This window comes from Paracandidimonas lactea, assembly GCF_021653995.1.
In the GTDB taxonomy this organism is placed as follows: Bacteria; Pseudomonadota; Gammaproteobacteria; order Burkholderiales; family Burkholderiaceae_B; genus Allopusillimonas; species Allopusillimonas lactea.
Genome location: NZ_JAJJOZ010000007.1, coordinates 75,259 through 100,740, shown reverse-complemented (window position 1 = coordinate 100,740; position 25,482 = coordinate 75,259). Strand labels below are relative to the sequence as shown.

The window sequence follows — 25,482 nt, the reverse complement described above, 5'->3', positions numbered from 1 at the left end:
GTCGCCACTGGCGCGCACAGCAAGAAATTCGTGCCCGGCTGCGTCCGCATCGCGTTGCGCGCGCTGTACCGCACCGACGGGGTTAACCCCAATACCGGCAGGCCTCGCCTCGGGGTGTTATGGCGCGCATCAAAAATAATGATTGGACGCCCCTTGAGGCATTGCCTATGTTGCAGTTTCATTACACCAATAAAACACGGAGGCATGGGCATGATTATCCGAATCAAACCTGTACTGGCGGCCTTGGCACTGGCCGGCTGCACACCCGCTCTGGCGGGGACGGTCACAGTGATTACCTCGTTCCCCAAAGAGTTGACCCAGGCTTATAAAGCGGCCTTTGAAAAGGCCAACCCTGACATCAAGCTGGAAATCCTCAACAAAAATACGGTGTCGGGCATCGCCTATGTCAAGGAAACCGATGCTGGAAAACGCCCCGAAGTATTCTGGGCAAGTGCACCCGACGCCTTCGAAGTGCTCGCACAGAACAAGCTGCTGGCCAATGCCACCAGCATCGCCAACCCAGATGTGCCAGCGAAGATCGGCAGCTTTCCCATCAATGACCCCGATGGCCTGTTCATGGGCCAGGCGCTGGCCGGCTACGGCATTATGTACAACACGCGGCTGATCAAGGCCAAGAAGCTTGCGCCACCCAAGACCTGGTCGGATCTGCTGCAGCCCGAGTGGTACAACAACGTCGGCATCACTTCGCCGTCGCGTTCGGGCACCATGCACCTGACGGTAGAAACTATTCTCCAGGGAGAAGGCTGGGAGCAAGGCTGGAACACGTTGTTGCGCATGGCTGGCAATAGCGCCGCCATTACGGATCGCTCATTCGGCGTACCCGACGGCATTAACAACGGCCAGTTCGGCGCGGGCCCCGTGATCGATTTCTTTGGCCTGTCGAGCAAGTACTCCAAGTTCCCGGTGGACTTCGTCTATCCCGACGAAACCGCGATTGTGCCGGCCAATATCGCGCTCATCGACGGCGCACGCAACCCCGACGAGGGCAAGAAGTTCATCGCTTACACCCTGAGCAAGGAAGGCCAGGCGCTGCTGCTCAAGCCCGAAATCTCCCGGTTGCCTGTGCTGCCTTACGACAAGCTGGGCAATATCCCCGAGGGCTATCCCGATCCGCAGGAAATCGCCGGCCGCAGCAAGGTGAAGTTCGACGTCAATGTGTCGCAGAATCGCTACTACATCGTGCAGTCGCTGTTCGATCAGACAATCACCTTCCGGCACCAGGATCTACAGCGTGCCAGCAAAGCCATCCTGGACGCCGAGGCCAAGCTGGGCAGCAAGGCGCAAGGCAAGGCCAAGGAATTGCTGGACGAAGCCAAAAAACTGGCGTGGGCCCCGCTGCTGGATCAAGCCGGCGTGCAGTCCAAAGACTTGCTGGCGCTCTTTCACGCCGACAAGAAAGACGCCGCGGTCACGCAGCGCCTCTCCAAGCTGCAGGGTGAATGGAACAGCCAGGCCAAGGCGAATTACGAAAAAGCTGCGCAGCTGGCCCAGCAAGCGGCCTCCCTGTAACGTGCAGGCCTGCAGCGCCTGCCTCCGCGCGGCGGCAGGCCCCGCAAGCAGCCGTCACCGGGCCGCCGCCGGCCCGGTACTTCCGCCTCGCCATCGAACCTGCGCCACCGGCGCAGGCCAGGAAACTTTCACTGTCGGCTCATGATGCAATCTCTCACCTTGCGACGCCCGAACACCTGGCGCCACACGCTGCGACAGCCATCCGGCTTCGTGCTTGCCGCACTGCTCGTGCTGGCGTTCCTGGCGCTGTTTCTCGTGATACCCGTCGGCAACGTCTTCTATACCGCATTTGTGAACGCCGACGGCAGCTTCACCCTCGGTCATTTCATTGCGTTCTTTCACCAGACACTGTTGAAGGAATCGTTCTTCAACAGCTTGTATGTCGCGCTGGCGGCCACGTTTTTCGCCTCGCTGATTGCCATCCCGTTGGCATACCTTACGATCCGCTTCCAGTTCCGCGGCGCGCTGATCATCCAGACCCTGGGCGTACTGCCACTGATCATGCCGCCGTTCGTGGGCGCGGTTGCCATGCAACTGATTTTCGGCCGTTCGGGCAGCATCAACCTGCTGCTGGATGAATGGTTCGGCATCACACTGCCCCTGATGGATGGGCTGAACGGCATCATTTTTGTCGAGACGCTGCATTACTTTCCGTTTATTCTCATGAACCTCACCGTGGCCCTGCGCAACATTGATGGCGCCATGGAGGAAGCAGCGCTGAATCTCGGTTCGCGCGGCTGGCGCTTGTTCCGCCGCGTCATCTTCCCGCTGGCCCTGCCGGGCTATGTAGCAGGCGCGTCACTGGTATTTGTGAAGGTGTTCGACGATCTGGGCACCCCGCTGGTGCTGGGCACCACCAATATGCTCGCGCCGCAGGCCTATCTGCGCATCACGCAGGTCGGCCTGGATGATCCACTGGGCTACGTCATCAGCGTGATCATGATTGGCTTTTCCATCCTGGCGCTGTGGTTGTCCGCCCGCGCGCTCAAGGGCAGGGACTACTCCACCCTGCAGAAAGGCGGCAATGCACTGCAAAAGCGCGTACTGTCGCGCGGCCAGGCCCTGCTCGCCTATGGCTGGATCGTCTTTGTGCTGCTGCTGGTGTTGTCGCCGCACCTCGGTGTGCTGCTGCTGTCGCTGGCCACGGTATGGAGCTATGCGCCGCTTCCCGACGGCTACACGCTTGCGCATTATGCGTCTGTATTCCAGGAGTCGCAGAGCATGATCGGCAACACGCTGCTCTATTGCGGCCTGGCCGCGGGCATCGATGTGGTATTGGGCACGGCCATCGCCTACCTGATGCTGCGTACCCGCCTGCCCGCCCGCCACTGGCTGGACTGGATTGCCTCAGCCGCGCTGGCCGTGCCCGGGATTGTGCTCGCGATCGGATTCATGCGCACCTTTCGCAACATCGAGATACCCGGCACCGATGTCGGGCTCACCTCTACGTGGGTATTGATCATGATCGCCTACTCTGTGCGGCGCCTGCCCTACGCACTGCGCTCCTGCGTAGCCGCACTCCAGCAGATCAACGTATCGCTCGAAGAGGCAGCGGCGTCGGTGGGTGCCAATCGCCTGCGCACGGTACGCCGCGTCGTCATCCCGCTCATGGCGGGCGGGATGCTGGCGGGTTTTGTCACCAGTTTCATCACGGCGGCCGTCGAACTGTCGGCCACGATCATGCTGGTCACCCGGGACAGCGATGCACCCATGAGCTATGGGATCTATCTATACATGCAGAGCGCATCGGGCCGCGGGCCGGGCGCCGCGCTAGGCGTGCTGGCGGTGGCCGCGGTCGCGGTCGGCACCTATATTTCGCATATCATTGTCGAGCGCGCTTCAGCGCAGCAGCGCCCCGCGCGGATCAACCAGGAATCATGATGAACAAGGCAAGCGTCGAATGCCGCAATATCCGGCTCGCCTACGGCGGCAACGAAGTCCTGAAGGACATCAATCTCCTGATCGAACCGGGGGAATTCTTTGCCTTGCTTGGGCCCTCGGGGTCGGGCAAGTCCACACTGCTGCGCATGATCGCAGGCTTCAACCAGCCCAGCGCGGGCCAACTGCTGATCGACGGCAAAGACATCGGCCATGTGCCACCGCACAAGCGCAATATCGGCATGGTATTCCAGAGCTATGCCCTGTGGCCGCACATGACGGTCTGGGACAACGTGGCCTTTGGCCTCGTCGAGCGCAAACTGAAACGCGCCGACATCCAGGCGCGCGTAGGCGCCGCGCTGGAATTGGTCAGCTTGTCGCAATACGCCAAAAGGCGCCCCAACGAACTGTCTGGCGGCCAGCAGCAACGGGTGGCACTGGCCCGCACCATCGTCATTGAACCCCAAGTGCTGCTGCTGGACGAGCCGCTGTCCAACCTGGACAAGAAGCTACGCGTGCAGATGCGGCAGGAGCTACTGGCGCTGCAGCGCAGGCTGGGCATCACCACGGTCTTCGTCACCCATGACCAGGAAGAAGCCATGACCACGGCCGACCGTATGGCCGTGCTCGACCTGGGCGTGGTGCAGCAGGTGGGCAGCCCGTCCAATCTGTTCGATTTTCCCTGCAATCGCTTCGTGGCCAATTTCGTCGGTACGATGAACATGCTGGAAGGCCGCATACGCCAGCGCAGCAGCACCCAGCTTATGCTAGACATCGACGGTATCGGCGAAATCACGCTGCCTGTGCATACCGATGTGCCCGACAGCGAGCGCATCGCCGCGAGCTTCCGCCCCCACACGGTGCAGATCGAAAACGCTGGCGGCCGCGGCGATGCCCGCTTCATCTGGCTGCCCGGCATCATTGAGCGCAGCGAGTTTCTGGGCGAGTTCACACGCTATGATGTGCGCGTTGGCGAGCAGCGCCTTACGGCCGACCAGTCACACTACGCCGGGCTCAAGCAGTTCCGCCACGGGGCGCCTGTATCCATTGGCCTGGAGCCGACCCAGGTGCGCCTGCTGGCCGCCTGAGACGGCCAGGCCGCGCATCGAACGTCATTATCCAAGCATGGAGATTTATCAGATCAGGGCCTTTGTGACCGTCGCGCGTGCCGGCAACCTGACCCGCGCGGCGCAGGCGCTGAACCTGACGCAGCCGGCCGTCACCGCGCAAATCAAAGCACTTGAGCAAAGCTTGGGCGTTGCCCTGTTCGAGCGCGGCGCAGGCAAGATGGCGCTGGCCAAAGCTGGTGAGTCGCTGCTGCCCACCGCTGAAACGCTGCTGGCGCATGCCAGCCAACTGCGCGCCAAAGCCCAGCAACTGCAGGGCGAACTGCACGGCATCATCGAACTAGGCGTACCGAGCGAACAGGTCGATTTTCTGCGCCTGGGCGAGCTTGCACAGCGCGTCACCGCAAGCCTGCCACTGATCGAGCTGCAGACCCGGGTGCTGCCCACCACTCAACTGGTAGAATACGTCAGCACCGGGCGGCTGTCGGCTGCGTTGAGCATCGCAGCCTATCCGCCCCGCGACGTGCAGTGGATGCCCCTGCGCAGCGTCACTTACCGCGCGGTGGTTCCCAACGCACTGGCTGAACAATCACTGCAAGGCGGCTGGGCCGAGCTGGCCGCATTGCCTTGGCTCGATGGCCCGCACGGCAGCCATACGCATCTGCTGCTGCGCGAGCTGTTCGAACGGCATGGGCTGGCCCCACGGGTCGTCATGAACAGCGAAGACCAAGCGAATATCGACGCACTGGTACGCGCGGGCGCAGGCTGCGCGCTGCTGCGCGAAGAAACCGCGCTCGCCGGGGCTCGGCGTGACGACTTCACGATCTGGAACCGTGCCCGCATCGACGCCACACTCGGCTTTGTGATGTCCAGCGAAAACGCCGCGCACCCGGTACTGGTAGCGCTGATTTCGATGGTCAAGGATATCTGGAACATCGACAACCTGATGGAAGACATCGTGACATGAGCACGACCACATTCTGGCTTATACGCCATGGCGAAACCCAATGGAATGCCGAGCGCCGACTCCAGGGCTGGCGCGACATCCCACTCAATGAAACAGGCCTGCGCCAGGCACGCCAACTGGGCCAGGTGCTGCGCCCGCCGCACTTCACGCATACCATCGACGTGATCGTCAGCAGCGACCTGAGCCGGGCACACGATACCGCACGCATCGCCAGCGCCCACCTGGCGCTGAGCATCGAAGCCTGTATACCGCTGCGTGAACGCAACTACGGCATCTACGAGGGCAAAAACTGGGCAAGCCTAGAAACCCTGGACGGGCCCGCCGTGAATTTTCACGCGCCGCAATGGCAGATCGAGCAGGGTGAATCGCTCCTGCAGTTCAACGACCGCATCGTGCAGGCCTTCGAAACCCTTGCCCATGCGCACTCTGGGCGCAACGTGCTGGTTTTCGCCCACGGCGGCGTGATCGACATTGTCTGGCGCCACGCCAGCGGCGCCAGCCTGGAAGCCCGCCGCCCCGCGCCCATTTTGAATGCCAGCATCAATCAGTTCAGCATCAACGCCGACAGCACCTGGGCCCTGCTCGACTGGGGCCGCGTGGCCCATTTGAACGAAGCAGCGCTGGACGACGTAATCTGACGGGCGGTACGACAAGACCACCGCTCGCCATGCGCGCTTACCGCCCGACATATCGATACCGCCGTCAATCGCCTTATGGCGTTTGACGCGGCTTGCGTTTGCGCCCGGCCGCGACGGCGTCGTACAGGCGGTTGGGAACGAGGCGCAGCAGCTTGGCGACGACGCCCATCTGCCATGGGATGACCGTGTATGACGCACCGCGTTCAATGGCCCGAGCGGCGCCGACCGCGAAGCGCTCGACAAGCATGAGGAAGGGCATGCGGTAGGGGTTGTTCGCCGTCATGGGGGTGCGGATAAAGCCGGGCGCGATGGTAACGACGTTGACGCCGGTGCCGCGCAACTCTACACGCAGGCTTTCGCAATAGGTGCGCACAGCGGCCTTGGACGCGCTGTATGCCCCGGCCCCAGGCAGGCCGCGCACGCCGGCAACACTGGCGATGCCGACCAGTGTGCCTTGGCCACGCTGCTTCATGGACGCGATAAAAGGTTCGAACGTAGCCACGGTGCCCTGTACGTTGGTGCGCAGGATCGCATCGAAAACATCAAAATCTTCCAGGGCTTCGGTAAGCGTGCCGGCGCTGATGCCGGCGCTGGCAATGACAATATCGACGGGCCCCTGCGAAAGGAAATCAGCCGCCGCAGCATGCAAGGCCGCACGATCACGCACATCGGCCACGTAGATGCGGTGAAAGCCCGGCATTGCTGGCGCGCCCCCAGCGCTTCGCGCGGACTTCGCCGCGGTGCCCGGAACAGGTGAAGATATCGGTGGGGGCGCGGGCACAGGTGTGCGGGCATGATCTGACGATAATGGCGGCTCAACGGCACGCATCCGTGCCAGCACACCCTGCAGCGCCTCGGCCCTGCGCCCCACCAGTGCCACTTGGGCGCCCTGCCTGGCATAGAAAAGGGCGAGCGCGGCGCCTATGCCGCTGCTCGCCCCGGTGATGAAAACACGCCGCATGCGTGCGCCGTGCCTATGCGGGCAAGGAGTGATGCAGATCCTGCAGAGAATAGACCCGCAGGCCGTTGCCCTTGCGGATGTATTGCAGGCCTTCGACCGCCGCCAACGCGGCGGCGATGGTGGTGAAGAATGCAACCCGCTCGGACAATGCATTGGTGCGGATGGCGCGTGAATCGGCAATGGCGTTGCGGCGCTCTTCGACAGTGTTGATCACCATCGAAATTTCACCGTTTTTGAGCATATCGACGATGTTCGGGCGACCTTCAGTGACCTTGTTGACCACCTGAACCTTCAGGCCTGCCGCCTCGATCGCGGCGGCTGTGCCGCGCGTGGCAACGATACTGAAGCCCAACTCGCTCAGGCCGCGGGCCACCTCGACAGCACGCGGCTTGTCTTGCGCACGCACGCTGATGAAGGCAGTGCCGTTTTCTGGCAGTGCCGCGCCTGCACCCATCTGCGATTTGACGAAGGCTTCACCGAAGCTTTCGCCCACGCCCATGACTTCGCCCGTGGATTTCATTTCAGGGCCGAGAATGGTGTCGACGCCCGGGAACTTGACGAAAGGGAAGACGGCTTCTTTGACGCTGTAATACGCGGGCACCACTTCTTTAAGGACGCCCTGCTCGGCCAGCCTTCTGCCCGCCATGGCGCGCGCGGCAATCTTGGCCAACTGCAGGCCGGTGGCCTTGGAAACGAAAGGCACCGTGCGCGATGCGCGCGGATTGACCTCGAGCACATAGACGTCGCCGTCCTGGACCGCGAACTGTACGTTCATCAGGCCTTTGACATTGAGCGCCCGAGCCATCAAGGCGGTTTGCCGCTTGATCTCGGCAACGATGTCGGCAGGCAGTGAGTACGGCGGCAGGCTGCAGGCCGAATCGCCCGAGTGCACGCCCGCCTGTTCGATGTGCTCCATGACGCCGCCAATGAAGACGGTTTCGCCATCGCTGATGCAATCGACGTCGACTTCGGTGGCATTGTTCAGGAAGTGATCCAGCAGCACGGGGGAATCATTGCTGACCTTGACGGCTTCGCGCATGTAGCGTTCGAGGTCGGCCGGCTCGTGCACGATTTCCATGGCGCGCCCGCCCAGCACGTAGCTGGGGCGCACCACCAACGGGTAGCCAATTTCGGCCGCCAGCGAGAGGGCTTCGCCTTCGGTGCGCGCGGTGCGGTTGGGCGGCTGGCGAAGGCCCAGCTTGTTAAGCAGCTTCTGGAAACGCTCGCGGTCTTCGGCAACGTCGATGGAATCGGGGCTGGTGCCGATGATGGGCACACCGTTGGCCTCGAGCGCGCGCGCCAGCTTGAGCGGCGTCTGGCCACCGTACTGCACGATCATGCCAAGCGGGTTTTCCTTGTGCACGATCTCGAGTACGTCTTCGAGCGTGAGTGGCTCGAAGTACAGGCGGTCGGACGTGTCGTAGTCGGTGGACACGGTTTCGGGGTTGCAGTTGACCATGATGGTTTCATAGCCATCTTCGCGCATCGCCAGCGCAGCGTGCACGCAGCAGTAATCGAACTCGATGCCCTGGCCGATACGGTTGGGCCCGCCGCCCAGCACCACGATCTTCTTGCGATCCGTGGGCGCTGCCTCGCACTCGTCCTCGTAGGTGGAGTACATATAGGCGGTGCGGGTGGGGAACTCGGCGGCGCAGGTGTCGACACGCTTATAGACGGGCCGCACGCCGTATTGGTGGCGCAGCTTGCGCACCTCGGCTTCGGTCGTGTCGAGCAGGAAGGCCAGGCGGCGATCGGAGAAACCACGACGCTTGAGCTGGCGCAGGGTGTCGGCGTCGAGCTCGCCCAGTGTACGCTGCTCGAGCGCAAGCTCGATGTCGACGATTTCTTTGATTTGCGCGAGAAACCATGGGTCGATGCTGGTGAGCGCGTGCACTTCGTCGAGGCTGAAGCCTTGGGCGAACGCGTCGCCCACGTACCAGATGCGCTCGGGGCCGGGCTCGCCCAGCTCGATCTGCAGCTTTTCGCGGTCGGTCGTTTTTTGGTTGAGGCCGTCAACACCCACTTCGAGGCCGCGCAGGGCTTTCTGGAAGGATTCCTGGAAAGTGCGACCGATGGCCATGACCTCGCCCACGGATTTCATCTGCGTGGTAAGGCGTGAGTCGGCCTGGGGGAATTTTTCGAAGGCGAAACGGGGCACCTTGGTGACCACGTAGTCGATGGTGGGCTCGAACGAGGCGGGCGTGGCGCCGCCGGTGATTTCGTTGCGCAGTTCGTCGAGCGTGTAGCCCACGGCCAGGCGCGCGGCAACCTTGGCGATGGGGAAGCCCGTAGCCTTGGAGGCAAGCGCGGAAGAACGCGACACGCGCGGATTCATTTCGATGACGATCATGCGGCCGTTCTTGGGATTGACGGCGAACTGCACGTTCGAGCCGCCGGTATCCACGCCGATTTCACGCAGCACCGCAATCGAGGCGTTGCGCATGATCTGGTATTCCTTGTCTGTGAGCGTTTGCGCCGGCGCGACAGTGATGGAATCGCCGGTGTGCACGCCCATGGGATCGAGGTTTTCGATCGAGCAGACAATGATGCAGTTATCGGCGCTGTCGCGCACGACTTCCATCTCGAATTCTTTCCAGCCCAGCAGCGACTCTTCGATCAGCAGTTCGTTGGTGGGCGAGGCTTCAAGGCCCCGGCGGCAGATGGTTTCGAACTCTTCGCTGTTGTAGGCTATGCCGCCGCCAGTACCGCCCAGCGTAAAGCTGGGGCGGATAACCACCGGAAAGCCCGACGAGCCGATTTCTTCGGCGATGCGGCGCTGAACAGCCCAGGCTTCGTCCATATTGTGGGCGACGCCAGACTTGGCCGACTCGAGGCCGATGTCGGTCATGGCCTGCTTGAATTTCTGGCGGTCTTCGGCCTTTTCGATGGCGTGCGCATTGGCGCCGATGAGCTCAACGCCGTGGCGCTCGAGCACGCCGTGGCGGGCAAGATCGAGCGCGCAATTGAGCGCCGTCTGGCCGCCCATGGTGGGCAGCAGCGCGTCGGGCTTTTCGCGCTCGATGATTTTTTCGACTGCTTCCCAGGTGATGGGCTCGATGTAGGTGACATCGGCCGTATCCGGGTCGGTCATGATGGTGGCCGGATTGCTGTTGACCAGGATGGTGCGGAAACCATCAGCCTTGAGCGCCTTGCAGGCCTGCGCCCCGGAATAGTCGAACTCGCACGCCTGCCCGATGATGATGGGGCCGGCGCCGATGATGAGAATGCTTTTTATGTCTGAACGCTTGGGCATATTGCTGAATTATTTTTGACCGGCCATGAGGCTGATGAATTTATCGAAGAGCACAACGATGTCGTGCGGGCCGGGGCTGGCTTCAGGGTGCCCCTGGAAACAGAAGGCGGGCGCGTCGGTAAGCTCGAAGCCCTGCAGCGTGCCGTCGAAGAGCGAGACGTGCGTGACGCGCACATTGGCCGGCAGGGTTTGCGGGTCGACATTGAAGCCGTGGTTCTGGCTGGTGATGAAGACGCGCCCGGTGTCCAGATCTTGCACCGGGTGGTTGGCGCCGTGATGACCGGTTTTCATCTTGATGGTTTTGCCGTGCATGGCCAGGCCCATGATCTGCTGGCCAAGGCAGATGCCGAACAGCGGTATCTTGCGCTCGATGGCGGCCTTGGCGGTGTCGATGGCGTAGGTGCAAGGCTCCGGGTCGCCAGGGCCGTTGGACAGGAACAGACCATCGGGATTGAGGGCGAGGATGTCAGCCACGGGGGTTTCAGCCGGCACCAGCGTGATGCGGCAGCCGCGGTCGGCCAGCAGGCGCAGGATATTGGACTTGACGCCGTAGTCGTAGGCCACGACATGGTACGCGCCGGTTTCGGGCCTGGTGTAGCCTTCGCCGAGCTTCCATGTGCCTTCTTCCCAGCTGCGGCTTTGCTTCAGGGACACCTTGCGGGCGAGATCCTGCCCCGACATACCGGGGAAGCTGCGGGCCAGTTCAAGCGCGCGGTTGGCGTCGTCGCCCACCAGGATGCAGGCGCCCTGCGCCCCGCCGTCGCGCAAAATGCGCGTGAGCTTGCGGGTATCGATACCCGCAATGCCCACCACCCCCTGCGCCTTGAGGTATTCGGGCAGCGACTTGGTAGCGCGGAAATTGGAGACGCGCAGCGAGCAGTCGCGCACGACCAGGCCCGCGGCGTGGATTTTGGCGGATTCGACGTCTTCTTCGTTGACGCCGGTATTGCCGATGTGTGGATACGTAAGTGTTACGATCTGGCCGTCGTAGCTGGGATCGGTAAGGATCTCCTGGTAGCCCGTCATGGACGTGTTGAAGACGATTTCGGCGACGCAATGACCATCGGCGCCGATCGAGACACCCCTGAAGATGGTACCGTCGGCCAAAGCAAGAATTGCAGGAGGAGACCCGTTGGCCCCCTCGGAAAAGAGTGACGGCAGCACTGTAAACCCCGGATATAAAGTCAATAATTAAACCTTCCTATTATACTTGAGAGCGATTGCGCCTCCAAAAAAACCCGGGGCAGCGTTGCTGTGCCTGCCCCGCGCCCTTTTTCAGCCGTTTCGCGAAGCCCCCGCGTGACGCAAGCCATAACACCCCGCGCGGAAAAATGCTCTACAGTAAAGGTTTTCAGCAACCTTATTGAACAGAGACCGTGCGCCGCAATGACCAGCCAGCTTGAAACCCTACGCCAGTTCACCACGGTTGTCGCCGACAGCGGTGATTTCGCTACCATGCGCACCTACCGGCCCACGGACGCAACCACCAACCCGTCCTTGATCCTGAAGGCGGTGAAGCAGGAAGAAAACCGCGAGCTCGTGCAACAGGTGATCACCGACCATCGGAGCGTCTCGCTGCCCGAGCTGGCCAGCCAGGTGCTGGTCGCCTTCGGCCACGAGATACTGAACATCATCCCGGGCCGCGTGTCCACCGAAGTGGATGCCAGGCTGTCTTTCGATACGCAGGCCAGCATTGAGCGCGCGCGCCAGATTGTTGCCATGTACAAGCGTCGAGGCATAGACCGCGAGCGCGTATTGATCAAGCTGGCTTCCACCTGGGAAGGCGTGCAGGCCGCCAAAGTGCTGCAGTCCGAAGGCATACGCTGCAACATGACGCTGCTGTTCTGCCTGCCTCAAGCCTTGGCCTGCGCGCAGGCCAAGGCGCAACTGGTTTCGCCCTTTGTGGGCCGCATCTACGATTGGTACAAGAAAGACGCCGGCGCAAAATGGGACGAAGCCGCTTCCAGCGGCGCCAATGATCCTGGCGTGCAGTCTGTACGCCGCATTTACGATTACTACAAGGCTTACGACATCCGCACCGAAATCATGGGTGCCAGTTTCCGCAATATCGGGCAGATCCGAGCCCTGGCTGGATGCGACCTGCTCACCATCAGCCCCGAGCTGCTGGGCGAGCTATCGGCCAGCACCGAACCCCTGACGCGCCAGCTAGACCCCGACAGCGCCCGTCACAATGCACCTGAATGGCAGGCCAGCAATGAAGTGGCCTTCCGTACCGGGTTGAACCAGGATGCGATGGCCACCGAAAAGCTGGCCGAAGGTATCCGCAAGTTCGCCGCCGACGCGGTAGAGCTCGACCAACTAATCGCCAAAGCGCGCGGGTAAGTACAAGCGCCCCGGGGGCCTGGCTACACCGGCTCCTTCCTGGCCCGCTCGCCCCCGCCCACCGTTCCCCGCCCGCCGCTCGCCCCCTGCAGGTACGCACCCAATGCTTTGCGCGCGGATCTTTCGAGCGCGCGGGCCGCACACCTGCTAGAATGTATCTGGCGGGCCCCTTCGCATGGTTCGACGGTGAATCTGGTCAGGTCGGGAACGAAGCAGCCACAGCCGTTCAGAATCAGTGCCGAAGTAAGGCTCGCCTCTCATTTTTAGGGTCGGGGCTAGCCGCCAGGCCAGCCCAGCGGCCCTTAAAATCAGTAGGCGCCCCAGGCAGCCGCGCTACGCGCCCTACCCGCCCCCCCACCCTCCGCTCAGGCACGCAAGTGCCCTACCCACGCCACCCAGCCTCGCCAGGCGCCATGGCGGGTACCAATCAGGTACACTTTCTGTTTGCCTTTCGGGTTACCGGCTTTTTCGCATGACATATCTGGTACTTGCGCGCAAATGGCGGCCTCGGTCGTTCGACACGCTGATCGGTCAGGATCACGTCGTGCGCGCCCTCACGCACGCATTGTCCACCCAGCGGCTGCACCACGCCTGGCTGTTCACCGGCACGCGCGGCGTCGGCAAGACAACGCTGTCGCGCATCCTGGCCAAGTCGCTCAACTGCGAAACCGGTATTACCGCAACACCCTGCGGCGTCTGCCAGGCCTGCACCGAGATCGACGCCGGCCGCTTTGTCGATTATGTCGAGCTCGACGCCGCCTCGAACCGCGGTGTGGACGAAATGACTCAATTGCTGGAGCAGGCCGTCTATGCGCCGGGAAGCGGGCGCTTCAAGGTCTATATGATCGACGAAGTGCACATGCTCACGGGCCATGCGTTCAACGCCATGCTCAAGACGCTGGAAGAGCCACCACCGCACGTCAAGTTTATCCTTGCCACCACCGATCCGCAGAAGATCCCCGTTACGGTGCTGTCACGCTGCCTGCAGTTCAACCTGAAGCAGATGACGGCAGAAGCCATCGTGGGCCACCTTCAGGGCGTGCTAGACCAAGAACAAATACAGTACGAAACCCCCGCCCTGCGTCTGCTGGCGCAGGCGGCGGCGGGCTCAATGCGCGACGCGCTATCCCTCACCGACCAAGCCATTGCGTACAGCGCCGGCAACCTCACGGGCGACGCGGTGCAGGGTATGTTGGGCACGATAGATCAGCGCCACCTCGTCACCCTGCTCCAGGCGCTGGCGCAAGGCGATGCCACACAGGTGCTGGCGGTCGCCGACGAACTCGCCGTGCGCGGCCTCTCCTACTCGGGCGCGCTGGGCGATCTGGCTGTGTTGCTGTCGCGCGTCGCAATCGAACAACGGCTGCCCGGCACCACGCCGGCCGACGACCCGCTCGCGGCCGACATTGCCAGCTTGGCGTCATTACTGCAGGCCGACGCGCTTCAGTTGTTCTACGCGGTCGCCGTGCATAGCCGCGGCGAGCTGTCGCTGGCACCGGATGAGTACGCTGGCTTCGTCATGGCCTGCCTGCGCATGCTGTCGCTCCTCCCGGCCGGCACAACACCGCCCGCCAGCGCCAAGCCGCAGCCTGCATCGCCGCCCACCGTGGCGCCAGGCGCAAGCACTGGCGCCTCCGCCGCAACATCAGCGACGGCAGCCACAACAGCCTCGGCCGCGCCTGTCCCACCGCCCCTCTCCGCGGCCGCACCCGCGACGGCGGCAACCGCACATGCTGCCGCCCCACCTGCTGCCGCCTCGCCTGCAAGCATCAAAGGCGAGCATTCGGCAAGCACACAGAATGCTTCGCAGACCAACGCAAGCGCACCCGCGTCCGAAACGCCCGTACCAGCTCTGAACGACATCCCCGCATGGGAGGACGACCCGCAGGCCAAGGGCGCCAATGCCGCCCTGGCGGTGACGCCGGCCACTACCTCCACGCCGGCCACACGCATTCGGCCCCCGGTTTCTCCCACGGCGCCCGCGGGTGCCGCAAGCAGCATAGAAGCCGTGCAAAGCGTGGATGCGGGAAACGACGATTTTGAAACCATGCGGTCTGAAGACGAGTCGTACTACGACGACGCGCGCTTCGTACCAGCCGGCATGGACGACGATGATGACGGCGCCAATGACATGCCCGGCGGGTTTGCCTTGCGCGAGGCCGCCGGCGAAACGGTATTACCGCCCGGCATCACCCCCCCGGCGCGCAAGAAAAGCAAGACGCCGCGGCTGAGCAGCATGACATCCGGCGAATGGCCGGCCCTTGCGGCACAATTGCCGCTGTCGGGCCTCGCGGCAGAGCTCGCCCGCCAAAGCGAATGGCTGGGTGCGCAGGGCGACGCGGTGCGCCTGCGGGTCGCCATCCGCTCGCTCACCGAGATCCAGGGCAAGGCGCGGCTGCGCACAGTGCTGTCCGAACACTTCGGCACGGCAGTCCAACTTGATGTCGTGTTTGGTCATACGGGCGACGAAACCGCCCATGCGGTAGCCCAGGCACGGCGCGCGGAGCGGCAGAAGGAAGCGGAGCAGGCTGTCGGGCAAGACCCGTTTGTGCAGTCGCTTATCAGCGATTTCGGCGCGCAAGTCGTGCCCGGGTCGATCAGCGCTGCGGAGGAAAAAGCAGCCTGATCGGTAGCCGATGGCGGCACCGCCCGCGCACCATGCCCGTAGCGCCCCAAGCAAGACGTATCGGCGAAATTCGCTACAGTTTAACTACAGTTTAACGACAGTTGCGTCAAAGACGTCACCAAAATATAACCTTCGAATTTTCTTTACTCAGGAAGCACTCATCATGATGAAAGGCCAGATTGCCGGCTTGATGCGCCAGGCGCAGCAAATGCAGGAAAACATGAAAAAGGCGCAGGAAGCGCTGGCGGACATCGTTGTAGACGGCGCGGCCGGCGGCGGCCTGGTCAAGGTATCCATGACCTGCCGCAACGACGTCAAGCGCGTCACCATTGATCCTTCGCTTTTGGGCGACGACAAAGATATGCTCGAAGACCTGGTCGCGGCGGCATTCAACGATGCCCTACGCAAGGCAGAAGCAACGGCTCAGGAAAAAATGTCAGCCGTCACCGCTGGTATGCCGCTGCCTCCCGGGATGAAGCTCCCCTTCTGACAGGCGGTGTCGCATGGACGCCCAATTGCCCGAGCCCGAACCGCTCAAGGCCCTGATCGAATCGCTGCGTTGCCTGCCTGGCGTGGGCGTGCGTTCGGCGCGCCGCATGGCCTACCACTTGATGCAACACGACCGTAATGGTGCGGACCAGCTCAGCCGGGCCCTGGCGGCCGCGGTACACGACCTGCGCCATTGCACGCGCTGCAATGGCTTTTCCGAAGATGAAGTGTGCCCTACCTGTGCCAACCCGAAGCGCGACGCCTCGCTGCTGTGCATTGTGGAAACGCCGGCCGATCAAAACATGATCGAGTCCAGCCACGGCTACCGTGGCCTGTACTACGTGCTGATGGGCCGCCTGGCCCCCCTGGAAGGCGTGGGCCCGCGCGAGCTGCAATTTGACCGCCTGCTCAAGCGCGCAGGCGACGGCATGGTCAAGGAAGTCATCCTCGCCACCAACTTCACGGCCGAAGGCGAAACCACCGCGCATTACCTGGCCGAACTGCTGCGCGAGCAAGGGCTGTCGGTGAGCCGGCTGGCGCGCGGCGTACCCGCCGGCAGCGAGCTTGAGTACGTGGATGCAGGCACCATCGCCTGGGCGCTGATGGAGCGGCGCAGCACGTAAGTGCGCCCGGCGGTAGGCGGGCGCATGCCCGGCCGGGCTTTACGTTACCAGTCGTTTCTACAGTACTATAACAAGCACAAAAACCAATTCCGGAGATACCGATATGTCCATCACCCGTCGCGACCTACTCAAAATGGCAGGCGTAGCCGGCGCAGCCACGTTCGCGCCAGCCATGGCAAAAGCCCAGCAACTCGAAAAGAAAGACGTCACCATCGCTGTGGGCGGCCAGGCGCTGATCTACTACCTGCCTTTGTCGATCGCACACATCAACGGCTATTTCAAGGACGAAGGCCTGGACGCCAAGATTGTCGACTTTGCCGGCGGCTCAAAAGCCCTGCAGGCAGTGGTGGGCGGCAGCGCCGATGTCGTTTCAGGCGCCTTCGAGCACACCATCACGCTGCAGTCCAAGGGCCAGGCCTACCGTGCCTTCGCGCAGCAAGGCGCGGCACCGATGATCGTGCTGGCGATCTCCAAAAAGACCATGGCAGGCTACAAATCGCCCGCCGATCTGAAGGGCAAGAAAATCGGTGTGACCGCACCGGGCTCTTCCACCAACATGATGGCCAGCTTTTTCCTGGACAAGCACGGCGTCAAGCCCAACGAGGTGTCGTACATCGGCGTCGGAGCCGGCGCTGGTGCCATTACCGCGCTGCGCACGGGCCAGATCGACGCCATTGCCAACCTCGACCCAGTGATCAGCACGCTGCTCAAAGAAGACGCAATCACTATCATCGCCGACACGCGCACCATTAAAGACACCAAGGCGATTTTCGGCGGCAATATGCCCTCCGGCTGCCTGTACACGTCGCAGAAGTTCATCGACGAACATCCCAACACCGCCCAAGCGCTGGCCAATGCCATCGTGCGCGCCGACAAGTGGATCCATGCGAACAGCCCCGAAGTAATCGCCAAGACAGTGCCCGAAAAATACCTGCTGGGCGACATCGATCTGTACAAGCTGGCGCTCAAGGGCAATATGGAAGCCCTCTCCGCAGACGGCATGGTGCCCGAAGACGGCCCCAAGACCGCCTTGAACGCCCTGGCTGCCTATGTGCCCAACTTCCCCGCCGACAAGATCGATATCTCCAAGGTTTGGACGAACGACTTCGTAATCAAGGCCAATAAGAAATACCCCAATGCCTGAAGCAGCGCTTTCTCTCGACAACATAACCTGTACTTTCGCGTCCAATGAGGGCGGCGGAAAAAGCTACACCGCCGTCAAGGACGCAACCATTAAGATCGCGCCGGGCGAGTTCGTGTCAGTGGTGGGCCCCACGGGGTGCGGCAAGTCCACGCTGCTCAATGTGGGGGCGGGTCTGCTGGCCCCTTCCTCGGGCAGCGTGCGCGTATTCGGTGAAGAGCTCAAGGGTGTGAATGCGCGTGCCGGCTATATGTTCCAGGGCGAAGCACTCATGCCCTGGCGCGATGCACTCTCGAACGTGGTGGCTGGCCTGGAATTCGCGGGCGTGGCGCCATCCGAGGCCGACCAACGCGGCCGCGAATGGCTGCGCCGCGTCGGCCTGGGCGGCTTCGAAAACCGCTATCCGCACCAGATGTCGGGCGGCATGCGCAAACGCGCAATGCTGGCCCAAACGCTGATTCGCGACCCCGACATTATCCTTATGGACGAGCCGTTCTCCGCGCTGGACATCCAGACCCGCCAGTTGATGGAGAACGAAGTGCTCGAGATCTGGATGGCCAAACGCAAGGCCGTACTGTTCATCACACACGACCTGGACGAAGCAATCGCCATGAGCGACCGCGTCGTCGTGCTGTCGGCCGGCCCCGCCACCCACCCCATCGGTGAGTTCCAGATCGATATTCCGCGTCCGCGCGATGTGGCCGAAGTGCGCAACAACCCGCGTTTCATCGAACTGCATACGGCGATCTGGGATGTTTTGCGCGAAGAAGTACTCAAGGGCTACGCCCAGCAGAAACGGGCCTGAACAACAATGTCTTCCTCCAAAAAATCAACCAACCTGTCCCTGCGCTTCTGGCAAGTGCTGTTGCTGCTTATCGTGCTGGTCTCCTGGCACCTGGCATCGCGCAACAACAATTTCGCGTTCTTCTTCGGTCAACCCGTCGAAGTCGCCAAAGTGATTTGGGCCTGGTTCGTCACCAACGCCGATATTTACCAGCACTTGGGCGTCACCCTTGCCGAAACCATGCTGGCGTTTGCCATCGGCACGATCGCCGGGCTGGCCATTGGCCTGTGGCTGGGCCTGTCCCCAGGCGCCAGCGCCCTGCTCGACCCCTACATCACCGCGCTCAACTCGATGCCGCGCGTGATTCTGGCGCCGATCTTCGGCATGTGGTTTGGCCTGGGGATCTGGTCCAAGGTGGCGCTTGCGGTAACGCTGGTGTTCTTCATTGTGTTCTTCAATGTGTACCAAGGTGTGCGCGAAGTGCCCTCCACCCTGCTGGACAACGCCCGCATGCTGGGCGCAAACCGCAAGCAGTTGCTGCGCCATGTCTATATCCCCTCCGCAACCAGTTGGGTATTCTCCAGCCTGCATACTTCGGTAGGCCTGGCTTTCGTGGGCGCTGTGGTGGGCGAGTATCTCGGCTCGGCCAGCGGCGTAGGCTACCTGATCCTGCAAGCCGAAGGCACGTTGGATGTCAATACCGTGTTTGCCGGCATTGTGGTGCTAACTGTGTTCGCCCTGGTGCTCGATGGCCTGGTCAGCGTGTTTGAAGACCGGTTGCTGGCCTGGAAACCCAAGGCGGGCCAGACGGAAAAGCTCTGATGCGTGCAGCGACGGCTGCCTGCCGTCGTTGCGCCTGGCAGGCAGCATTCCTGCATTGAGGGCTTGACAGCAGCCCTCGTGCTTACGGATCGGCAATCGATCGGCAGCCTTTAACTACATTCCGGGCAGCATGGCTTGCACGCCGACGGCGTGCGACGCCTCCGCCGGATATTCCACCCAGATGTCGGCGCGCGGGAAGTACAGTGCTCCGCGCGCGGGACGGCCATCCAGGGCGGTAACGTGCCGGCAATAGCGCTCGATCTGGTCGCGGTAGCGTTCGCGCATGCGCTCGGCGTACTGCGCCGCAGATTCGCCCGGCCTTGGCACCCCAGTCTTGTAGTCCACCACCAGCCAGTCGTTTTCCTGCGAAATCGCCAGGTCAATAATGGACACGCGTCCACTGATGTCGAGCAGAGACCATTCGCGGTAGGCCTGGGCGACGCGCAGCAGCCATTGGCCACGCTCGCTGGTAAGCGTGGCGATCAAGGTTTCGCATAGCGCCTGGGCGGCGTCATCCAAGCCGGTATCGGGCAAACCGGCGCGTGCCAACTGGCGGCGAAAGACGGGCAGGCATTCGCGTACGCGTTCGACCGGCCAGGTGTCGGCGCCCCCTTTGCCGATGCGCTCCAGCCAGGCGTGTGCCACGGTGCCGATGACCGCCTCGGCGCCTGCGGATTCACGCCAGCTCCACGGCATGGCGGTGGCGCCAACCCGGGCGGCGGGTGCGGGCGGCGCATCGGCCAGCGTATCCAGCGCGCGCCGCACCAAATAGCGTTGGGTTGAAAGCTGGCGCGACGCGGCGGGCGCTGGGGATGCCATATCGCTTGCCGCACCCGGCGCAGCCTCGGGTGTGCCGAACGCCGAGGGCGGCGGCGGCACATCCAGTTGATCCCACAGCCGGCCCAACAGCGAGGAGGCCGAGGGCCGTTTTGCTTGGCCGCCTTCGTCAAGGGCAACTTCGCCGATCAGGTGCAGTTCGGATCGTGCGCGCGTCAGGCCCACGTAAAGCAGGCGGTCTGTTTCGTAGGCTGCGCGCTTCTTCTCTCGCGCAGCGAGATAGGCCGTCACCGGGTCCGCCTGCGCCGACACACGGGGCTTGATGGGCCCCAGCAGTACTTCGTCGCCATGCGGCTCGAAATACATCAACGGCGCCACGTCGCCACGCGGGCGGCGATGCAGGCCGGTCATGATCACAGTCTCGAACTCCAGCCCCTTGGACTTGTGGATGGTCATGACATCCACAGCGCGGCCGCTGTTTTCGGGAGCGGCATACAACTGTGCCAGACGTGCCTCCAGGTCGACGGGATCGAGTTGGCCATAAGGCGCAATATCTTCGATCAGGCGAAACAGCCGCTCGGCGTCGGCGGAATCGCCCGGGTTGCGGTAGTAAATCTCCGGCCCCCCCAGGCGCGCCCAGCAGTCCTCCAGCCAAGCGGCAAAGGGAATCGTGCCGGCTGCGTTGCCCGTATCCAGCAATACAGCGGCAGCCAGCCGCAACCGCATTGCCTCGTCAGGCGGCAGGACGACGCGCTGTGCAGTGGGCTGCGTTGCCTCGTCCGCCGCGTGCGCCGTCACCGTTTGAGCCGTTTGAGCCGTTTGAGCCGACTGTGCCGGATAAGACGGCGGTGCGACCGCAGCCGCTATCCACTGCGCCAGCAGGCGCGGCACCGGGGTGTTCAGATCGTGCCCGAACAAGGCATGGAGCGACGCCAGCGTCAGCCCGCACAACGGCGACCGCAAGACCGACAGCCAGGCCAGGCGGTCGGCCGGATGGGCCAGGGCGCGCGCCAGCTGCGCCAGGTCTATCACCACCTGCCGCGACTCCAACGTCACCAGTTCCACCGCCCGGCAGGGGATACCCTCCTGTGCCAGGCGGTGCACCATGCCCTGGAGGTGGCCGCGCGCCCGCACCAGGACGGCGACCGGCTTTTCTTTATGCGCATATTTTTCGAGCGCCCGGCGCGCCAGCGACACGGCCAGCGCCTCAGCCTCGCCAGCCTGCGGCGCGCTTTCGTCAGCGTCGTCGTCATCATCATCCCGCGCCGCAACCCAGATGGGATGAAACACCGCGCCCAGACCGGGCGCCGGCTCATTGAACGGTACAGACCGCGTAAAAGTAATCGCCCCCAGGCCAGGATGATTCTTGCTCGGGAAAATGGGCAGGCATGTGTCGTTCACCCATTGCACCAGGTTGCCCTGCGAACGGAAGTTCTCAGTCAAGTTCAGCGCCTTCAGGCTGACTGTGCCCAAGCCGTTGTCGCGCACGTTCAAGAAGCCGCCCACATCTGCCTTGCGAAAACGATAGATGGATTGCATCGGATCCCCCACCAGAAACAGGGTATGACCGTCATCCGGCATCCAGCCTGCCGTCAACAACTCCAGCAAGCGGATCTGCGTCTGGCTGGTGTCCTGGAATTCATCGACCAGGATGTGGCGGATGCTGCTGTCCAGCGACAGCAGCAGATCGCTTGGGTCGTCGATGCGACCCAGCGCCTCCAGCGCACGCTGCGAAATTTCGATGAAGTCTACCTCTGCCATCTCGGCAAACCGCAGCTTGAGCTGGGCGGCAGCCAGCCATAACACCTCCAGCAGCACTTCCAGCACACGCTCCTGCTCGGCGGTATAGCCGCCCGGAGGCGCCATCTTGATGTCATTGAGCATGCCCACCCAGGGCTCGTCGTCGGGCACCGCGCCCAACCAGGCCAGAAACGCTTCCTTGTGCGCGGTCTTGGGCTCAAAGCCTTGTTTTTTGGTCACAGTGCGCCGCAGCGTGCCCTTGCCGGTCAGCAGCGCCTGCGCCAGCGCCTGCCACTGCGGGAGGCTATCTATATGCGGTTCAAAGGGTTCCCCGTCCCAATCGAGCAAGGGGCTCGCATCGTCGTCGCCGGCGGCCGCCAGCGTCTGGGCGGCCTGCCGCAGGCTTGGCGCCAGACCGTCGGCCCAACCCGGCGGCATGGCGGTGGCCAGACGCTCCAAATCTTGCGCCACCGCACGAGCAAGGCTTTCGAGCAACTGCTCGTTGTTGGCGCCTCGGCCCAATAATGGCAGCCACTGGTCGCGGCTGCCGAGCATGTCGGCGATCAGGCCGCGCGCGGCGCGGACGTCCACGTCCAGATGTGCGATGAAATCAGCTACAGCCTGGTTGTCGTCCGCCATATCGAGCGTGGCCTGGGCGGCCGCTTCGTAGTGCTCGCGCGCCTGGTCGGTGATGGCGGGCACGCCGCCCATGGCGCTGAGCCAAGGCATGGCCCGCACCAAATAGGCGCAGAAGGAATCGATCGTGCGTATGCTCAAGCGTGCGGGGTAGTCAAGCAGACTCCATCCGAGATCCTTGTCGCGCGCCAGTGCCTGTTGCGCCAAGCGCCAGCCCGGCAACTTATAAGCCTCCCCCGGTGCCGGGCCAGCCCCGGCGCGCAGCTTGGCCAACACCCGCTCGTGCATCTCTGAGGCCGCCTTGCGGGTGAAGGTGATGGCCACGATCTCTTCAGGCCTGTTGACAGTGGCCAGCAAAGCCAGGATGCGGTCGGTGAGCAGCTCCGTCTTGCCCGAGCCCGCTGGGGCCTGGATCAGGAAGGATTGCGAAGGGTCGATCGCGGCAGCGCGCACGGCGCTGTCAGAGGGTTGGCGAATGCTCAAGTCATTCCTCCGGATACTGTTCGGTCAGCCGCAGAAACGGCCGGACATCACAATAGCGCAGGTCATCGGCGCGCAGGCTGGTATTGCGGGCCACGCCCTGGGCGTACTCGTCGGCAAGCGCTTCGATGGTGGTGCGCCAGCGCTGCATAACATCCTGCCAGGCCAGGCCTTTGAAGGCAGGCCAGTCATCCAGGCCTGCGACGCCTTCGAAACCGTAATCGCCGTCTTCAAGGCCGCGCGCCTGAATCTCTTTGGCGTGCAGACGCGCCAGCACCAAAGCGCCGACCTCGCTGCTGTGCTCGGCAAGCACAGCAGCGTAGAACGGCAATTGCACATTGACCGGACGCGCCCGCATCCAGTCTGCGCGCGGATCGATATTGCCCGCGCCCGATTTGTAATCGATCACCGCGAGGCGACCGTCGTGCAGAAGGTCGATGCGGTCCAAGCGCAGCGAGAGCGCCAGCGGCCCGTGCCGCCAGGCGTACTCCTGCTCCACGTCCTTGACGCTGAACGGCGGGCGACGCATTTCGACGTCCAGCCATTCTCGCACCACCCCGCAGGCTCGGGCAGTTTCGAGCGCGCGCAGCGTATGGCCGTAGTTTGCCAAAAACTCCTGTGCGGCCTGCTCCACGCACTCGGCCACGAGCTCGTCCAGGCTGCCCTCAAGCGTGCGTTCGTGCAGCGCCTCTTGGGCCCCCAGCATGCGCCACACCAGTTCGACCGCGCGGTGCAGCAGCTCGCCGCGATTATTCTGGTTGAAGACCTCGGCATAGGGCGCGAGCTCGCTGGCCCCCAGACGGTATTTAGCGTACGCCCAGAGGGGATTGCGGGCCTGGGTGTCGATGACGCCTATGCCGCCGCGCGTCGGCGCACCCTCATCCAAAGGCGGGCCTTGATCGTCGACGACGTATTCGAGGACGTTGCCGAAAGTAGCCACGGCACTCGCAGGCGCGCTTGCCGGCTGGATGGCCAGCGGCACCTCCGCAATGCAGGGGCTGGGCCGCAATATGCGCTCGCCCTCCGCCTGGGGATGGCACAGCACCACCTCGGGCGCACATTCGAGGAGGGAAGCATAAAGGGACTTGGCCCATTGCAGTTCACGCTCCGGCGTGGCGCGCGGTGCACCGGCCTCTCGCTGGGCCGCCAGAGGAACGAAGGGATTGGGCCGGGCCGGCGCAGGCAGCGCTTCGTCTGTCAGCCCCAGCACCCACACAGCATCCCAACGCCCACCTTCGGACTCCAGAAAGCCCAGCACGTCGAGCCGCGAGGATGGATCGCGCTGGGGCTGAAACGGCGTTTCACGAGCCAGTTGGCGCAACAGCGCGACGGCGCGGCCCATCGACAATACCCCCATGACCGGCGCAAGCCGGGCCATGCTGTCGAGCAGGCGATCGAATGCCTCCAGCGCCTGGTAGGCATGGCTGTCGAGCGTGTCCCCGCCCGGAAAGCCAAGGGTGTCCAGCCACCCACGGAAACGCGTTGCCCAGACGTCTGTCGTTGCGGCATCATGGGCATTCGCAAGCGCCTCGGTGCATGCGCGCCAGGCCTGGGCCAGCTGCGGCGTATACCGCGCCAGTTGTTCACTGAGCGCGTCGGGGCCCACCGCCACGATTTTACGGCGTCGCCACCAGGCATCAAGCGCAGCACGGCCGGCTGCCTCGCGCTCACCACCCGCACACCCACCGGCCAACAATGCCGCCCCCAGATCGGTGGGCGCCCACGCACGGCCAACCGCCCGCGTGGCCAGCACAGCAAGCCACGCCAGGGCGGCCCGTGTCAGCGGCCAGTCGGCAAGGGGGCGCGCCACCGCAACGTTATAGGGAGAGGCGCCACCCAGCACCCCACGCAGGCATCGATGGGCCAGCACCACGTCGGCTTCGAGCCGGGCGGCGATAATGGCATAGCGGCCGTTGGCATTGGCGGCCAGTTGCCGCGCCGCCCAGGCAGCGGCCAGCCGCCATTCGCTATCCGGATCGGCGGCTGCCACGCGCGAGACGCGCTGCGCGGTTTGCCCTGGCTGGGCAAGGCTGGCCACAGTAATCCCGCGCTCGCGCAGGCTATCCAACAGGCCGCGCATGCGTGGCGACAACTCATTGAAGCCGGCCAACACAATAGTGCGCACCGGCAGCGCCAGCATGCCGTCGCACAAGCTGTCTGCCACCCGTTCCGCAGCCTGGTTGCCGTCTTCGAAATCCATCTCGCGCAACAGCGTGCGGTAACGTGCCCGCCAACGCAGAAAGCTTGTGTAGTCTGGGGTCTCCTGCCCCGGACGCACCGTAATGCGCCAGTCATCCATCAAGCGGTCGGCGTCGGCCGCCAGGCGCGCCGCCTGCGCGATATCCAGCAAGGGATACTCGGGCTCGGCATCTTCGATAGCCCGCTGCCAAAGCAACCGCGCGCCAAATGCGTCGACTTGACGCATGGCTTGGCCCGATTGGGGCAGAAAGGCCAGATCATCCGCCAACCTCCCCAGCCAGGCGGACAGGGGCACCACGGCTGGTACGGCCATCACACTGCGCGCGGCATCCAACTGAGCCGACAGATCGGCCAGCACGCGGCGCGCATACCGGTTGTTGACGGTAAGCACCAACACATCGTCGGCAGGCAAGGCCCCCAGGGCTTGCAGCCCCATTTCGGGAAAATCAAGCATCGGCAATGACCGTAAGCGAATAACAAGGAGTCATTCTACCGGCTGAGGCGGTTCGGCTTATGCCTCGGTCTGTA

At 63.4% G+C, this 25,482-nt stretch carries 17 protein-coding genes and 1 other RNA gene; 13 read left to right on the top strand and 5 right to left on the bottom strand.

The window, feature by feature from the left end:
- Positions 1-210: 210 nt before the first annotated feature.
- The 5 genes from LOL23_RS13420 to LOL23_RS13400 all read left to right on the top strand — a co-directional run bounded on the left by LOL23_RS13420 (position 211) and on the right by LOL23_RS13400 (position 6,080).
- Positions 211-1,530: an ABC transporter substrate-binding protein gene (locus LOL23_RS13420; protein ID WP_160978834.1), complete on the top strand. Its 1,320-nt coding sequence runs from the start codon at positions 211-213 to the stop codon at positions 1,528-1,530.
- Between the two features lie 144 nt (positions 1,531-1,674).
- Positions 1,675-3,411 (top strand): ABC transporter permease, encoded by a 1,737-nt coding sequence (locus tag LOL23_RS13415; protein WP_160979316.1) that lies wholly within the window; start codon positions 1,675-1,677, stop codon positions 3,409-3,411.
- Complete coding sequence (locus tag LOL23_RS13410) at positions 3,411-4,496, top strand: ABC transporter ATP-binding protein (RefSeq protein ID WP_160979314.1); 1,086 nt, start codon at positions 3,411-3,413, stop codon at positions 4,494-4,496. Before LOL23_RS13415 ends, LOL23_RS13410 begins: the two co-directional genes overlap by 1 nt.
- Before the next feature lie 37 nt (positions 4,497-4,533).
- Positions 4,534-5,442, top strand: a complete 909-nt coding sequence (locus LOL23_RS13405; protein WP_160978832.1) for a LysR family transcriptional regulator — start codon at positions 4,534-4,536, stop codon at positions 5,440-5,442.
- The gene (locus LOL23_RS13400) at positions 5,439-6,080 is read left to right on the top strand and encodes a histidine phosphatase family protein (protein WP_160978830.1); all 642 of its coding nucleotides are present in this window, start codon (positions 5,439-5,441) and stop codon (positions 6,078-6,080) included. The genes LOL23_RS13405 and LOL23_RS13400 overlap by 4 nt, the downstream gene beginning before the upstream one ends.
- 73 nt (positions 6,081-6,153) lie before the next feature.
- On the opposite strand, the gene LOL23_RS13395 is transcribed toward LOL23_RS13400, so the two are convergent.
- From LOL23_RS13395 to carA, 3 genes are read right to left on the bottom strand one after another with little or no spacing between them, the layout of a single operon-like run.
- On the bottom strand, positions 6,154-7,041 hold the full coding sequence (locus tag LOL23_RS13395) for an SDR family oxidoreductase (protein WP_160978828.1): 888 nt from the start codon (positions 7,039-7,041) through the stop codon (positions 6,154-6,156).
- A gap of 13 nt (positions 7,042-7,054) precedes the next feature.
- Positions 7,055-10,294, bottom strand: coding sequence for a carbamoyl-phosphate synthase large subunit (gene carB, locus LOL23_RS13390; RefSeq protein ID WP_160978826.1), 3,240 nt, complete (start codon positions 10,292-10,294; stop codon positions 7,055-7,057).
- A 9-nt stretch (positions 10,295-10,303) separates the two neighbouring features.
- A complete protein-coding gene (carA, locus tag LOL23_RS13385) occupies positions 10,304-11,458 on the bottom strand; it encodes a glutamine-hydrolyzing carbamoyl-phosphate synthase small subunit (protein ID WP_160978824.1) in 1,155 nt (384 codons plus the stop codon).
- 222 nt (positions 11,459-11,680) lie between these two features.
- On the opposite strand from carA, the gene tal reads away from it, so the two are divergent.
- The 8 genes from tal (at position 11,681) to LOL23_RS13345 (ending at position 19,122) form a co-directional block, all read left to right on the top strand.
- A complete protein-coding gene (tal, locus tag LOL23_RS13380) occupies positions 11,681-12,637 on the top strand; it encodes a transaldolase (RefSeq protein WP_160978822.1) in 957 nt (318 codons plus the stop codon).
- Positions 12,638-12,797: 160 nt separating this feature from the next.
- Positions 12,798-12,895: signal recognition particle sRNA small type (ffs, locus tag LOL23_RS13375), an RNA gene on the top strand.
- A gap of 214 nt (positions 12,896-13,109) precedes the next feature.
- Positions 13,110-15,263 carry a DNA polymerase III subunit gamma/tau gene (locus LOL23_RS13370; RefSeq protein WP_237173735.1) on the top strand — a complete coding sequence of 718 codons (2,154 nt, stop codon included), beginning with the start codon at positions 13,110-13,112 and terminating at the stop codon, positions 15,261-15,263.
- A 163-nt stretch (positions 15,264-15,426) separates the two neighbouring features.
- Positions 15,427-15,753, top strand: a complete 327-nt coding sequence (locus tag LOL23_RS13365; protein ID WP_160978818.1) for a YbaB/EbfC family nucleoid-associated protein — start codon at positions 15,427-15,429, stop codon at positions 15,751-15,753.
- Positions 15,754-15,766: 13 nt separating this feature from the next.
- Positions 15,767-16,375 carry a recombination mediator RecR gene (gene recR / locus LOL23_RS13360; RefSeq protein WP_237173734.1) on the top strand — a complete coding sequence of 203 codons (609 nt, stop codon included), beginning with the start codon at positions 15,767-15,769 and terminating at the stop codon, positions 16,373-16,375.
- 103 nt (positions 16,376-16,478) lie between these two features.
- Positions 16,479-17,519, top strand: coding sequence for an ABC transporter substrate-binding protein (locus LOL23_RS13355; protein WP_160978814.1), 1,041 nt, complete (start codon positions 16,479-16,481; stop codon positions 17,517-17,519).
- Positions 17,512-18,321 (top strand): ABC transporter ATP-binding protein, encoded by an 810-nt coding sequence (locus LOL23_RS13350; RefSeq protein ID WP_160978812.1) that lies wholly within the window; start codon positions 17,512-17,514, stop codon positions 18,319-18,321. The genes LOL23_RS13355 and LOL23_RS13350 overlap by 8 nt, the downstream gene beginning before the upstream one ends.
- Before the next feature lie 6 nt (positions 18,322-18,327).
- Entirely contained in the window at positions 18,328-19,122 is a 795-nt protein-coding gene (locus LOL23_RS13345) for an ABC transporter permease (RefSeq protein ID WP_160978810.1), read from the top strand.
- Between the two features lie 114 nt (positions 19,123-19,236).
- Here LOL23_RS13345 and LOL23_RS13340 read toward each other — a convergent pair whose 3' ends face one another.
- Both LOL23_RS13340 and LOL23_RS13335 read right to left on the bottom strand, forming a co-directional pair.
- The gene (locus tag LOL23_RS13340; protein WP_237173733.1) at positions 19,237-22,758 is read right to left on the bottom strand and encodes a UvrD-helicase domain-containing protein; all 3,522 of its coding nucleotides are present in this window, start codon (positions 22,756-22,758) and stop codon (positions 19,237-19,239) included.
- A 1-nt stretch (position 22,759) separates the two neighbouring features.
- Positions 22,760-25,408, bottom strand: coding sequence for a PD-(D/E)XK nuclease family protein (locus LOL23_RS13335; RefSeq protein ID WP_160978806.1), 2,649 nt, complete (start codon positions 25,406-25,408; stop codon positions 22,760-22,762).
- Positions 25,409-25,482 lie beyond the last annotated feature (74 nt).

Coding starts and splice junctions, on each gene's coding strand:
- LOL23_RS13415 (WP_160979316.1), top strand. CDS start 1,675: ATGCAATCTCTCACCTTGCGACGCCCGAACACCTGGCGCCACACGCTG.
- LOL23_RS13345 (WP_160978810.1), top strand. CDS start 18,328: ATGTCTTCCTCCAAAAAATCAACCAACCTGTCCCTGCGCTTCTGGCAA.
- carB (WP_160978826.1), bottom strand. CDS start 10,294: ATGCCCAAGCGTTCAGACATAAAAAGCATTCTCATCATCGGCGCCGGC.
- LOL23_RS13335 (WP_160978806.1), bottom strand. CDS start 25,408: ATGCTTGATTTTCCCGAAATGGGGCTGCAAGCCCTGGGGGCCTTGCCT.
- LOL23_RS13370 (WP_237173735.1), top strand. CDS start 13,110: ATGACATATCTGGTACTTGCGCGCAAATGGCGGCCTCGGTCGTTCGAC.
- LOL23_RS13400 (WP_160978830.1), top strand. CDS start 5,439: ATGAGCACGACCACATTCTGGCTTATACGCCATGGCGAAACCCAATGG.
- LOL23_RS13405 (WP_160978832.1), top strand. CDS start 4,534: ATGGAGATTTATCAGATCAGGGCCTTTGTGACCGTCGCGCGTGCCGGC.
- LOL23_RS13410 (WP_160979314.1), top strand. CDS start 3,411: ATGAACAAGGCAAGCGTCGAATGCCGCAATATCCGGCTCGCCTACGGC.
- LOL23_RS13350 (WP_160978812.1), top strand. CDS start 17,512: ATGCCTGAAGCAGCGCTTTCTCTCGACAACATAACCTGTACTTTCGCG.
- LOL23_RS13395 (WP_160978828.1), bottom strand. CDS start 7,041: ATGCGGCGTGTTTTCATCACCGGGGCGAGCAGCGGCATAGGCGCCGCG.
- LOL23_RS13355 (WP_160978814.1), top strand. CDS start 16,479: ATGTCCATCACCCGTCGCGACCTACTCAAAATGGCAGGCGTAGCCGGC.
- tal (WP_160978822.1), top strand. CDS start 11,681: ATGACCAGCCAGCTTGAAACCCTACGCCAGTTCACCACGGTTGTCGCC.
- LOL23_RS13365 (WP_160978818.1), top strand. CDS start 15,427: ATGATGAAAGGCCAGATTGCCGGCTTGATGCGCCAGGCGCAGCAAATG.
- LOL23_RS13420 (WP_160978834.1), top strand. CDS start 211: ATGATTATCCGAATCAAACCTGTACTGGCGGCCTTGGCACTGGCCGGC.
- recR (WP_237173734.1), top strand. CDS start 15,767: ATGGACGCCCAATTGCCCGAGCCCGAACCGCTCAAGGCCCTGATCGAA.